This window comes from Micromonospora sp. NPDC049004, from assembly GCF_040649315.1.
Taxonomy (GTDB): domain Bacteria; phylum Actinomycetota; class Actinomycetes; order Mycobacteriales; family Micromonosporaceae; genus Micromonospora.
In genome coordinates this window covers 245,211-258,710 of record NZ_JBEZFG010000003.1, presented here as the reverse complement: position 1 = coordinate 258,710, position 13,500 = coordinate 245,211, and the positions used below count along the sequence as shown (strand labels likewise).

Below are 13,500 nucleotides of genomic sequence, written 5' to 3'. Positions count from 1 at the left end.
AGGTGGGACCGTGGTGGGCTGAGTGGGCAGCCGACGTCTCGGTAGAAGGTGGCAGCGCGTTCGCCGTCGACAACAAGTCGGGGGGCGTTGAGGGTGACGGGGATGAACGACTGGGTGGCCGGCCGGTTCCGGCTGCTGAGTGCCATCGGTAAGGGCAACATGGGCGAGGTCCACCGGGCTGAGGACATGGCCGCAGCGGAGGGCTCCACCGACCGCATGGTTGCGCTGAAGCTGATCCTCCGTAGCCGCTCCGGGGCTCTCATCGACACGTCTGCCGACAACAAGGCCAGGCAACGGTTTGAGCGTGAGGTGCGCATCATGCGCAAGCTCCGCCACGCTCACCTACCGCGCATCATCGCCGGAGCGGCGGGTGCCGACGAACTGCCGTATATCGCGATGGAACTCCTCGACGGAGAGACCCTGCGGGATCTGGTGTCTGAGCATCCACAGCTGCCCATCGCGTGGGTTGCCGCGGTAGGTGCCCAGATCGCCGACGGACTGTCGGCGGCGCACGGCGCCGGCGTCGTCCACCGTGACCTCAAACCCTCAAACGTGATGCTGCTGCGGACCGGCGCCATCAAGGTTCTCGACTTCGGCATGGGCCGGATTCTCGAAGACGGCGAGGCCGGCAAGGTGACCAGCACCGGCGTCACCGTCGGCACCGCTCGCTACATGGCGCCCGAGCAGTTCCTCGCCGCAGCCGTCACCCAGGCAGCCGACTTGTACGCGCTGGGTTGCGTGCTCTTCGAGCTGCTGACGGGAGTGCCGCCCTTTTTGAGCGAGTCCGCTCACGAGCTGTACCAGAAGCACCTCGAGGAGCCGGTGCCATCGATCCGGCTGATGCGCTCGGATGTGCCGGACGACATGGCGAGGCTGATCGGCCGCCTGCTGGCCAAGGACCCTGTAGACCGTCCGGCGGACGCGGTGAGCGTCCGCGAGGCGCTTCTGCTCTTTGCCAAGGGCGCCGATACGGTGCCGGGCTGGGAGATCTTCAACCCGGTGCGGTACCTGACGGAGGTGCGTGGCGGCACCGACGCCGCCGTGCTGCCGGCCCCTGCCGAGGAGGACGCGCGCGTTGACACGACCGGCGTCGGCATGGACGTCTTCGGGGTGCACGAGCGACTCATCAAGGACTACCGTGCATTCACCGAGGGCGGCACGATCATCCGGGACGACCGGATCGCCGCCTTTGTCGAGGACGACCTGGACGCCAAATCGCAGTGGCCCGACCCGTGGGTGTCGCTCAACCCGTTCTTCGCCTCGGGCGGCTCCATCCTGGAACTCGTCAGCCAGGGTGTGCTACACGAGGAGTGCGCGCGGATCTTCCAGGCCAGGAAGACCGAGGGCGGCACGACCTGTGACGGCCGTTCGCTGACCCTGCACCAGCACCAACGCGAGGCGATCGCCAAAGCACAGTCCGGCGCCTCCTACGTCCTGACCACCGGCACCGGCTCCGGCAAGTCGCTGTCGTACATCGTGCCGATCGTCGACAAGGTGCTCAAGGCGCGCCAGCAGGAGAGGCCCAAACCCGCAAAGCGGGTGCGGGCGGTCATCGTCTACCCGATGAACGCGCTCGCCAACAGCCAGCTCAAAGAACTCGACAAGTACCTCCAGGACGGGTACGGGCCTGGCCGGGAGCCGGTTACCTACGCCCGGTACACGGGTCAAGAGAGCGACGAGCGGCGTAAGGAGATCCGCGACAATCCGCCGGACATCCTGCTCACCAACTACGTGATGCTGGAACTGATGCTCACCCGCCCCGACGACCGGCGGTCGCTGATCAAGATGGCGAAGGGGCTGGAGTTCCTCGTCTTCGACGAGCTCCACACCTACCGGGGCCGTCAGGGCGCCGACGTCGCCCTGCTCATCCGCCGAGTACGTGAGGCCTGCCAGGCGGAAAAGCTGCAGTGCATCGGAACCTCCGCCACCATCGCCAGCGAAGGCACCATCGACGACCAGCGGGTGGTCGTCGCGCGGGTCGCCAGCACCCTGTTCGGCGTCGAGGTCACGCCGGCGAACGTCATCGGCGAGACGCTCGTCCGCGCCACGGCCGCCGCACCCGAAACGGTGCCGGTGGATCGGTTGCGGGCACCCGGCGCACCACGGGCCTACCGAGACCTGGTCAACGATCCGCTGGCCCGCTGGATCGAGACGCGTTTTGGTCTCGCTGTGGACGCCGTAGGGCATCTCGTGCGCCAGAAGCCTGCCAAGATCGAGGATGCCGCGGTCGAACTGGCCGAGGCCAGCGGCCTGACTGCTGCGGAGTGCGCGCAGGCGATCCGGCGCACCCTGAAGGCCGGCTCCGAGGCGCGACACCCGGTCACCGAGCGGCCGCTGTTCGCCTTCCGGTTGCACCAGTTCCTCTCCAAGGGCGACACGGTCCACGTGACCCTTGAGGACGAGCTCACCCGCCACCTCACCCGGGACTACCAGCTCGTCCTACCCGGCTCGGACGGGAAGATCCTGCTGCCGCTCGCCTTCTGCCGCGAATGCGGCCAGGAGTATCTGACGGTCTGGCGCACCACTCGGGACGGCAACGTCGTCTACGAACCGCGCCGGGACATCGTCGCCACGGGCGGGAAGGCCACCGACGGCTACCTCTACATCGACACGGACCGGCCGTGGCCGAACACGCGTGAGGAGGCCATTGAGGGCCGGCGCATCCCGGAGTCCTGGCTCGAGATCGACGACAACGGGCAGGAGGCCGTCCGCAGTTCCCACCGGGAGCGGCTGCCGGTCGCGGTCACCGTCGACCCGTACGGATACGAGGGTCGGGGAACACTGAAGGCGGCGTTTATCCCCTCGCCGTTCCTCTTTTGTGCCCACTGCGGTGTGAGCTACGAGCAGACTCGGGGCAAGGACTTCGCCAAGCTCGCCACCCTCGATCAGGAGGGGCGCTCCTCGGCGACCTCGCTGGTCTCCGCCTCGATCGTGCGCTCCCTGATGAGCGCGCCGCCGGAGGCACTCGACAAGAAGGCCCGCAAGCTGCTGACCTTCGTCGACAACCGACAGGACGCCTCGCTGCAGGCCGGCCACTTCAACGACTTCGTGCAGATCACCCAATTGCGGGGAGCGCTGTACAAGGCGGCGCTGGACGCTGGTGAGGAGGGCATCAACCACGAGGACCTGGCTTCCGACGTGACTACGGCCCTGTGTCTCCAGGTCGCGGACTACGCACGGGGTGACGACCTCCCGCCCTCGATGGCGCGCAATGCCGCGAAGACGCTGCGTGATGTCGTCGCCTTCCGCCTCTATCTGGACCTTGAGCGGGGTTGGCGCATCACCATGCCCAACCTGGAGCAGACCGGCCTGCTGGAGATCGACTACCAGGACCTCGACTGGCTTGCGCAGAACCAGGAGCGCTGGTCGAAGAGCCACAACGTCCTTCGCGAGGCGGAGCCTGGCCAGCGCGTCGAGATCATTCGGGCGTTGCTGAACGAGATGCGTCGGTCGCTCGCCATCGACGTGCAGTATTTCCGGGATGATTTCGACTCGCTGCAGCGCGCGAGCGAGGAACGTCTGATCGACCCGTGGGTGCTGTCCGCGAGCGACGCTCCCAAGGTTGGCACCGCGTACCCGCAGCCGTCGCGGCCGGGCATGGACCGCTCGGGGCTGTTCCTCTCCGGCCGGGGCAAGTTCGGCAAGTACCTGCGACGGGTGCACTTCGGCAAGAAGCTCGGCTTCGACGACGCGCAGCAGGTGATCGTCGATCTCCTGGAGGTGTTGGCGAACGCCAGCGTGATCACCAGGATCGACGCCGCGCCGCAGCGGGCCGGTCGTTTCCGTCGGCCGGCCGGCGCCAGTGCCACCGGCTACCGCGTCTCGGCTGCCTCCCTCATCTGGCGGGCCGGCTCCGGCGAGATTGGCACCCACGACCCGCTGACCCGCACCTACGCCAGCGGCGACGGCCCCCGGGTCAACACCTTCTTCCGCGACCTCTACCAAGAGGCCGCCGGGACCCTCGCCGGCCTGACCGCCCGCGAGCACACCGCCCAGGTCGACCCGGCCGAGCGGGAAAGGCGCGAGGAGGCCTTCCGCAAGGCGGAGCTCAAGCTGCTCTACTGCTCGCCGACGATGGAGCTCGGGGTCGACATCTCCGAGCTCAACGCCGTCATGATGCGCAACGTTCCGCCCACGCCCGCGAACTACGCGCAGCGCAGCGGCCGCGCCGGCCGGTCGGGTCAGCCGGCGCTGGTCACCACCTACTGCGCCACCGGAAACAGCCACGACCAGTACTACTTCCGCCGCTCGGCCCGGATGGTCGCCGGCGCGGTGGCGCCACCGCGCCTGGATCTGGCCAACGAGGACCTCGTCCGGTCCCACGTGCAGGCCATCTGGCTCGCCGAGGCGGGGATCAAGCTGGGGCGTGCCATACCCGAGACCATCGACATCAGCTACCCGGAGGATTCCCGCCGGCCGAACCCGGCCCTGGCGTTGCACGACCACATGACGGCCGCGCTGCACGACAGCCGGTCGCAGGAGCGGGCGGCCGCCGCCGCACGCACGGTTTTCGCCGGCCTGCTGTCCGAGTACGCCCAGTCGAGTTGGTGGGACGACCAGTGGATCGAGGACACCGTTCGGACCACGTCCGAGCGGTTCGACCGGGCTTTCGACCGCTGGCGGGACCTGTTCAAGGCCGCTCTCGTCGACCAGGCCGAGCAGAACCGGCGGGTCCTCGACCACACCCTGTCCGAACGCGATCGCCGGATCGCCGTCGGCCGCCGCAAGGAGGCCGAGACCCAGCTCAACCTGCTCAAGAACGAGAGCGTCGATAGCAAGTCGGTGCTGTCGGACTTCAACCCGTACCGCTACTTGGCCAGCGAGGGATTCCTCCCCGGCTACTCGTTCCCGCGGCTGCCGCTCGCCGCCTACGTACCCACCATCGGCCGCAAGTTCGGTGACGGCGACTATCTGCAGCGACCACGATTCCTCGCCATCCGCGAGTTCGGCCCGGGCGCCCTGATCTACCACGAGGGTGCGCGCTATCAAGTCACCCGGATCCAGTTGCCCCCGGACGCGGCCGGCGACGTGGTGACCGGCGAGGCGCGTCGGTGCCACCACTGCGGCTACCACCACGACATCAAGGAGAACGCCGACCGCTGTCAGATGTGCGGTGAGGTGCTGGGCGAGCGGACCACCGGCCTGCTGCATCTGCACACCGTCTACACCAAGCGCCGTGAGCGCATCTCCTCCGACGAGGAGGAGCGACGCCGGGCCGGCTTCCGGCTGGTCACCTCGTACCGCTTCCACGACCACGGCGCACGCCCCGGCCGCCGGGACGCCATTGTCTCGGATGCCGTCGGCGGCCTGGCAGTCCTCTCCTACGGCGACTCGGCCACCGTCCGTATCACCAACATCGGCCGGGTCCGGTCCAAGACGGACGAGCCGGACGGCTTCTGGCTCGACCCGGCCGACGGGCGGTGGATGAACGAGCGCGACGCTGGCGAGGCCTCCGGCGACTCCAGCGAGATGCCCCTCATCGACACCGACGGCAACGAGAAGCGCCGTAAGAAGCGGGTCATCCCGTACGTGGAGGACCGGCGCAACATCCTGGTCCTCAAGCTCGACGAGCCGCTCGACGAAGCGGTCGCGCTCTCCCTGATGTATGCGCTGGAGCGCGGCATCGAGGCGGCCTTCGAGCTGGAGGACTCCGAGTTGACCACGGAACTCCTGCCACCGAACGACGGGCCGCGCGAGCGGATGCTGTTCACCGAAGCGGCCGAGGGCGGCGCCGGTGTGCTGCGGCTCATGCAGTCGGACCCGACCGCCCTGGCGCGGGCGGCCGCCGAGGCGCTGGCGATCTGCCACTTCGAGCCCGACGGCACTGACACGGGCGGCCCGCACCCCGATCGTCCCTGCGCTCAGGGCTGCTACGAGTGCCTGCTGACCTACGGCAACCAGCTCAACCACCGGTCGATCAACCGGCACCTGGTGCGCGACCTGCTGTTGCGCATCGCTGCAGCCAAGGCTGCACCCACCGGTCAGGGTGAGTCGCGGACCGAGCAGCTCGAGCGTCTCACCGCGCAGTCGGACACCGCGCTGGAGTCGAAGCTCATCACCTGGCTCAAGCAGCGGGGCCTGCGCCTGCCGGACGAGGCGCAGACCTTCGTCACCGAGGCGCTGGCCCGGCCCGACTACGTCTACCGGCTGCCCGGTGCCAACGTGGCCGTCTTCGTGGACGGGCCGGTCCACGACCACGCCGCGGTCGCCGAACGCGACACCGAGGCGCAGGAACGGCTCTACGACCGGGGCTGGGACGTCGTCCGCTTTCCCCACAACGGCGACTGGGCCGCCATCGCGGCGAAACACGCCAACTATTTCGGAACCAAAGCCAGCGGCTGACCCCTCACTCCGCACTGACAACAGAACACCACGACGCGCAAGGAACCCCTCATGACCACCCCCTTCAGCGCCGGCTCCCTCGTCACGGCCCGCGGCCGTGACTGGGTCGTACTGCCGGAAAGCGCCCCCGACCTGCTCGTTCTGCGCCCCCTCGGCGGCGCGGACGACGACATCGCGGCCGTCTTCCCGAGCTTCGAAACCGTCAGCAGCGCCGAGTTCGCGCACCCGTCGCCGGCCGACCTCGGCGACGCCCAGGCGGCGGGCCTGCTCCGGTCCGCGCTGCGGATCGGCTTCCGCTCCGGCGCCGGACCATTCCGATCCCTCGCCGGCATCGCCGTGGAGCCGCGGGCGTACCAGCTGGTGCCGCTGATGATGGCGCTGCGCCAGAAGACCGTCCGCATGCTGATCTCCGACGACGTGGGCATCGGCAAGACGGTCGAGGCCGGCCTCATCGCCAGCGAGCTGTTGGCGCAGGGCAGCGCGAGCGGGCTCGCCGTGCTCTGCTCACCGGCACTGGCCGAGCAGTGGCAGGCGGAGCTGCGTACCAAGTTCGGCATCGACGCCGAACTGGTCCTCGCCTCCACGGTTTCCCGGCTGGAGCGCGGTCTGGACCTGGGTCAGTCCCTGTTCGACAAGCACCCACACGTGATCGTCTCCACGGATTTCATCAAGTCGACCCGGCACCGTGACGACTTCGTCCGGCACTGCCCGGACCTGGTCATCGTCGACGAGGCGCACACCTGCGTCGCCGCCGACGACAACACCTCGTCGCAGAATCAGCTCCGCTTCGAGCTCCTGCAACGCGTGGCCGCCGACCCCGAGCGGCACCTGCTGCTGGTGACCGCCACCCCGCACAGCGGGAAGGAGAGCGCCTTCCGGAACCTGCTGGGCCTGGTCAAGCCGGAACTCGCGACGGTCGACCTCGGCTCGGACGCAGGCCGCCGGATGCTTGCCCCGTACTTCGTGCACCGCAAGCGCGCCGACGTCCGCCAGTACCTGACCCGGGAGGACGGGCTGGCCGACGACAGCCTCGCCGAGGAGACGTCGTTCCCCGCCGACCGGCACTTCAAGGACGAGACCTACCGGCTGTCGCCGGCCTACCGTGCCCTGCTGGACGACGCCATCGCGTACGCCAGCGAGCGGGTGAGCGCCGCCGACAAGCAGGGCCGGAGGGAGGCCCGGATCGCCTGGTGGTCGGCGATCGCCCTGCTGCGCTCGCTGGTGTCCTCGCCGCGCGCCGCCGCGCAGACCCTGCGTACCCGCTCGGCGACCGCGACGGCCGGCACCGCCGAGGAAGCCGACCGCCTCGGCGCCCCGCTCACCAGCGACTTCTCCGACAGCGACGCCCTGGAAGGTCTCGACGTGGCCCCCGGCGCGGAGACCGGCGGCGTGGCCGACGCCGGCGCGCGGCTCGCCGAGCTGGCCGACCAGGCCGCCCAGCTCGAGGGGCCGACCGAGGACCGGAAGCTGGCCGCCCTGGTCACCCACCTCAAGGCCCTGCTCAAGGAGGGGTACCACCCGATCGTCTTCTGCCGCTACATCCCCACCGCCGAGTACGTCGCCGAGCACCTGGACGGCAAACTCGGCAAGAAGACCGTGGTGCAGGCCGTCACCGGTACCCTCTCGCCGCAGCAGCGCATCCAGCGCATCGAGGAGCTCGCCGAGGCGGCCGGCGACGATCCCGCCGCCCGCCGGGTGCTGATCGCGACGGACTGCCTCTCCGAGGGCGTCAACCTCCAGCATCACTTCGACGCCGTCGTCCACTACGACCTCGCCTGGAACCCCACCCGCCACGACCAGCGGGAAGGCCGGGTCGACCGGTACGGCCAGAAGCGCACCGTCGTACGGGTCATCACCCTCTACGGCAGCGACAACGGCATCGACGGCAAGGTCCTCGACGTCCTCATCAAGAAGCACCGGCAGATCCGCAAGGACCTCGGCATCTCCGTCTCCGTCCCCGACGCCGCCTCCTCCGGGGTGACCGACGCGATCGTCGAGTGGCTGCTACTGCGCGGCCGCGACGGTGAGCAGGGCAGCCTCTTCGACGTCGACGAATACAAGGCGATCGACAAGAAGGCCGCCGCCCTGGCTGCGGACTGGCAGTCCGCGGCGGAGCGCGAGAAGACCTCCCGCTCCCGGTTCGCCCAGCACTCCATCCGCCCGGAGGAGGTAGCCCGCGAGGTCGCCGCGGTCCGCGACACGCTCGGCCGGGCGGCAGAGGTCCGCGGTTTCGTACGCCAGTCACTGCGCGCCCTCGACGGCGTGCTGCGCGACGACCCAGGTGGTTCCGGAGACTTCACCGCAGAGCTGAGCGGCACTCCCGCCGGGCTCCGCGACGGCCTCGCCCCGGCGCTGGGCGGCGACGTCGTCGAGCTGGGCCGCCCGGTCCCGTTCCGCAGTACGGCGGCCGTCGCGCGCGGCGAGGCCGCCCTGGTACGCACCGACCCGGCCGTGGTCGCACTCGCCGGCTACGTCCTCAACGCCGCCCTGGACGAGAAGGCCGCCGGCCCCCGCCCGGCCCGCCGCTGCGGCGTGATCCGGACCCGGGCCGTCACCGGCCGCACCACTTTGCTGCTGGTCCGCTACCGCTTCCACCTCACCCTGCCGTCCCGGGCCGGGGTACGGCAGCTCGTCGCCGAGGACGCCCGGCTGCTCGCCTTCGCCGGCGCACCCACCAACGCCACCTGGCTGCCCACCGAGGACGCGCTGAGGCTGCTCGACGCGACCGCCGACGAGAACACCGACCGCGACTTCGGCGAGCGCACGATGAGCCGGATCCTCGACGAGCTGCCCGCAGCCACCGTCCACCTTGAGGCGTACGGCGAGGAGCTTGCCGCCGAACTCCTCGCCTCGCACCGCCGGGTGCGCAGCGCCGCCGGCGAGATCGTCCGCGGCCTGACCGTCACCGCGCAGAAGCCCGCCGACATCCTCGGCGCCTACGTCTATCTGCCGGCTTCCACCCCCGCCGCCGGAGGAGTCGCCTGATGTCCGCCACCGCCCGCAACCAGGTCTTTTCCGCCGTCCACACCATCGGCGGGCTGATCCCCGCCGACATGCTGCTCCGAATCGCGGAGGGTAAGGACGTCACCGGCTCCAAGCCCGCCGACTACCGCGTGGTGGGCTCCCGGTCGGTGCGCGACGACGCCGAACGGCACTGGGACTACCTCAAGTCCATCTGGAAGGACCTGCGCGACAAACTCCCCGTTGCCCCGGAGGCGGAGACCCCCGCCGATCCCACCGGCCTGGCGGTCACGCAGTGGCTCGAACCACTCTTCGACGAGCTCGGCTTCGGCCGGCTGACCGCGCTGGGCGCCGCCGGCATCACCGCCGATGACGGCGGCAAGACCTTCGCGATCAGCCACCGCTGGAACCACGTGCCGGTCCACCTGGCCGGGTGGAACGCCACGCTGGACAAGCGACCCGGCGGCGCCGGCACCGTGCCGCCGCAGTCGCTGGTGCAGGAGTGCCTGAACCGCTCAGAGGCCCACCTGTGGGGTGTGCTCACCAATGGTCGGCAGCTGCGGCTGCTGCGCGACTCCAGCGCGATGGCCACCGCCGCGTACGTCGAGTTCGACCTGGAGGCGATCTTCGACGGCGAGCTGTTCAGCGAGTTCGTGCTGCTGTACCGGCTGCTGCACGTCTCCCGCTTCGACGTGGCCGACGGCGCGGCGCCGTCGAGCTGCTGGCTGGAGAAATGGCGGACGGAGGCGATCGCCGCCGGCACCCGCGCCCTGGACCAGCTCCGCAAGGGCGTCCAGAACGCGATCACCGCGCTCGGCACCGGCTTCCTGCGCCACCCGAACAACGGCGCGCTGCGAGAGGACGTCGACCCGCAGGCCCTGCACAACGCCCTGCTGCGCCTGGTCTACCGGCTGCTTTTCCTCTTCGTCGCCGAGGACCGCGACGCGCTGCACCACCCCGACGCCGACGAGCAGGCCCGCGAGCGGTACGCCGGCTACTTTTCGTCCGCCCGGCTGCGGACGCGGGCGCGGCGCCGCCGCGGCACCGGGCACAGCGACCTCTACCAGGCGCTGCGAATCGTTCTCGACGCGCTCGGCGACGAGAACGGTCGCCCGGAGCTGGGCCTGCCCGGCCTCGGTGGCCTCTTCGACTACAACGAGGCCGACGCCCCGCTGCACGGCCTGGCCCTGTCGAACGACTCCCTGCTGACCGCCATCCGGCACCTGTCGCTGGTGCGGGACAGCAGCTCGCGGCGCTGGCGGTCGGTCGACTACCGCAACCTGGACGCCGAAGAGCTGGGCTCGATCTACGAGTCCCTGCTGGAGCTGGTGCCGAAGCACAGCGCGGTGGACCGTACCTTCGAACTTGTCGAACTCGCCGGCAACACCCGCAAGACCACCGGCTCGTACTACACGCCGTCCTCGCTGATCGACTGCCTACTCGACTCGGCACTCGACCCGGTGATCGACGATGCGGTGAAGCGCGGCGAGATGGCCGCCACGGCGGCCGGGCAGCCCGACCCGTCCGACGCGATCGTCTCCGAGTTGCTGTCGCTCACCGTCTGCGACCCGGCTTGCGGCTCCGGCCACTTTCTGGTCGCGGCGGCTCGCCGGATCGCCAAGCGGGTCGCGGCGGTCCGCGAACGCAACCCCGAGCCGACGGTCGACGCCGTACGCCACGCCCTGCACGAGGTCGTCGCCGGCTGCATCTACGGCGTCGACCTCAACCCGATGGCCGTCGAACTGGCCAAGGTTTCCCTCTGGATGGAGGCGCTGGAGCCGGGCAAGCCGCTGAGCTTCCTGGACGCACACATCAAGTGCGGCAATTCTTTGATCGGGGCCACTCCGAAGCTCCTCCGGGACGGCATTCCCAGTGCTGCCTTCGAGGCAACGGAGGGCGACGATCGGGCATACGCCAAGGCTCTGCAGATGCAAAACGCTACGGAGCGGGTGGGACAGGGGAGTCTCTTCGACCTGAATGGTGAAGTAATGGTCGCCAACACGACATTCGCACAAGGTCTTAGGCGCATCGCGGCGGCCCCCTCCGGCACGCTTCGTAATGTTCGCAGGCAGGCGTCCGCGTATCATGAGTGGGAAATCGCGGCTGAATATGCCCATGCGAAGCAGGTCGCCGACGCCTGGTGTGCTTCATTCATGTGGAAGAAGACTAAGGGATCGCCGCAAGCCGTCACCCATGGTGTGTTCCGTGCTATTGAGGGTTCCAACGCGGCTGCCGTATCGCAAGCTACTCACGACGAAGTCATCCGACTGCGTCGCCAGCACCTGTTCTTTCATTGGCATCTTGAGTTTCCCGACGTCTTCCGAGTCCCTGAGTCCGCGGCCGAAATCGAGACGGATCTGGGGTGGGCTGGAGGCTTCGACTGCGTCATCGGCAACCCACCTTGGGACACAGTGGATATTAAGGAGCAAGAGTTTTTTGCCCAACTCTTACCGGATGTGGCCGCCGCTACGAAGGCATCCGACCGGAAGAGCCTAGTTGCTTCTCTCCGAGAGGACCCTGGCACACGGCACCTCTTCGAGGAGTTCGAGTTGGCGAAACACGAGAGCTACAAGCAGAGTCATTTCTTGCGCCGTTCTGGTCACCTACCCTTGACCGGGCAGGGCAATCTGAACACTTACTCCGTCTTCACAGAAACGGTTCGGAACCTTGTGGGCGCCAGCGGCCGGGCGGCCCTTGTAGTCCCCACCGGTATCGCCACGGATGCGAGGACCCAGTACTTCTTCACTGATCTTGTGCGAACTGGATCGTTGGCGGCGTTGTATGATTTTGAGAACCGTCGCGGCTTGTTTCCGGACGTTGACTCTCGTGCCAGGTTCAGTATCTTGTCTCTGACTGGCGCCGGGCTAAGTGAGTCAGCCGCGCAGTTCGCGTTCTTCCTGTATGACCCAGCGGACCTCGAAATATTTGAGAAGAAGTTTTCCCTGACACCTGCGGAGATCAGACTCCTCAATCCGAATACTGGCACTTGCCCTGTATTTCGAACGCGTCGCGATGCCACGCTGACGATGGACATTTACCGGCGGGTGCCTGTCTTGGTTAAGGATGGGGATCCTAACGGCAATCCTTGGCAGCTTAGATCGTCGCAGGGTCTATTCAACATGTCCCATGACTCAAACATGTTCAAGTCGCGGCAAGAGCTTGAGGCTGAGGGATGGGGTCTCATCGGAAACGCCTTTATGAAGGACACCGCAAAGATGCTCCCGCTGTACGAAGCAAAGATGGTAAGCTTCTTCGACCATCGAGCGGCGGACGTGGTAAAGAGCCAAACCGCTGTGAAACGTCAGAATCAGCCCAATTATCTCGTGGCCGAAGAGCACGATTCCCCCGGCCGGCTTGCCCAGCCAAACCTTTGGGTTGCAGAAACCGATGTGGCGAAGAAACTCAATGCCTTGCAATGGGATCGGGACTGGCTTGTCAGCTATCGCGATGTCACGAGCGCAACCAATGCGAGAACGGCAATTCCGGCTTTCGTCCCCCGTGTAGCGGTGGGCCACAAGCTACCTCTTATATATCCACGTCTTTCAGCCGCGCTGGCCGCAGCGCTCGTGGCAGGTCAGAGTTCGCTGGTTTTTGACTACGTGAGCCGGCAAAAAATCGGCGGCGTCAGCATGGCGCTCTTCATCTGGAAGCAGCTTCCGGTGCCCACTCCGACAATGTTGGAGCCGCACACACCATTCTTCACGCCACGCGTCCTGGAACTCGTCTACACGGCCTACGACATGGCGGGGCTCGCCCGCGACCTCGGCGACTCAGGCGCTCCGTTTCGATGGGATGAAAGCCGCCGTGCCCAGCTTCGCGCCGAGTTGGACGCATACTTCTTCCATCTCTACGGGATTTCTCGTCCCGATGCGGATTACATCCTCGAGACCTTTCAGACTGACAACGGTGGCCTGAAGTACAACGAAATCGCAAGGTATGGCATTTACCGGACCAAGGGCTTGGTCCTCGCCGAGTACGACCGGATGGCCGCTGCCGGTGTCAGCCTGACCAGCCCGCTGATCGACGGCGAGACCTACACGTCAACCCTCACCCCGCCGCCCGGACACGGTCCCCGTCACTCGGCAGCCCCAACCATTCCTCGGCAGCGGTCGAGGGAGCACGACGCTCAACGAGCAAGCCAGGTTTGATCTGGCTAGACGGCACTGACGAGAGGGCATCCAGGGCGGAGCGCTACCT

At 67.9% G+C, this 13,500-nt stretch carries 3 protein-coding genes; all 3 read left to right on the top strand.

The window, feature by feature from the left end; translation table 11 throughout:
• The first annotated feature begins 102 nt into the window (after positions 1–102).
• Genes AB0B97_RS10600 through AB0B97_RS10590 form a run of 3 tightly spaced genes read left to right on the top strand, consistent with a single transcriptional unit; the run spans position 103 to position 13,451 of the window.
• The gene (locus AB0B97_RS10600; RefSeq protein ID WP_357492491.1) at positions 103–6,342 is read left to right on the top strand and encodes a protein kinase; all 6,240 of its coding nucleotides are present in this window, start codon (positions 103–105) and stop codon (positions 6,340–6,342) included.
• Between the two features lie 51 nt (positions 6,343–6,393).
• Positions 6,394–9,327, top strand: a complete 2,934-nt coding sequence (locus AB0B97_RS10595) for a DEAD/DEAH box helicase (protein WP_357492489.1) — start codon at positions 6,394–6,396, stop codon at positions 9,325–9,327.
• Positions 9,327–13,451, top strand: a complete 4,125-nt coding sequence (locus tag AB0B97_RS10590) for a DNA methyltransferase (protein ID WP_357492487.1) — start codon at positions 9,327–9,329, stop codon at positions 13,449–13,451. The genes AB0B97_RS10595 and AB0B97_RS10590 overlap by 1 nt, the downstream gene beginning before the upstream one ends.
• Positions 13,452–13,500: the final 49 nt, after the last annotated feature.

Bases quoted from the DNA above. Each gene is read 5' to 3' on its own strand.
- AB0B97_RS10595 (WP_357492489.1), top strand. From the start codon at position 6,394: ATGACCACCCCCTTCAGCGCCGGCTCCCTCGTCACGGCCCGCGGCCGT.
- AB0B97_RS10590 (WP_357492487.1), top strand. From the start codon at position 9,327: ATGTCCGCCACCGCCCGCAACCAGGTCTTTTCCGCCGTCCACACCATC.
- AB0B97_RS10600 (WP_357492491.1), top strand. From the start codon at position 103: ATGAACGACTGGGTGGCCGGCCGGTTCCGGCTGCTGAGTGCCATCGGT.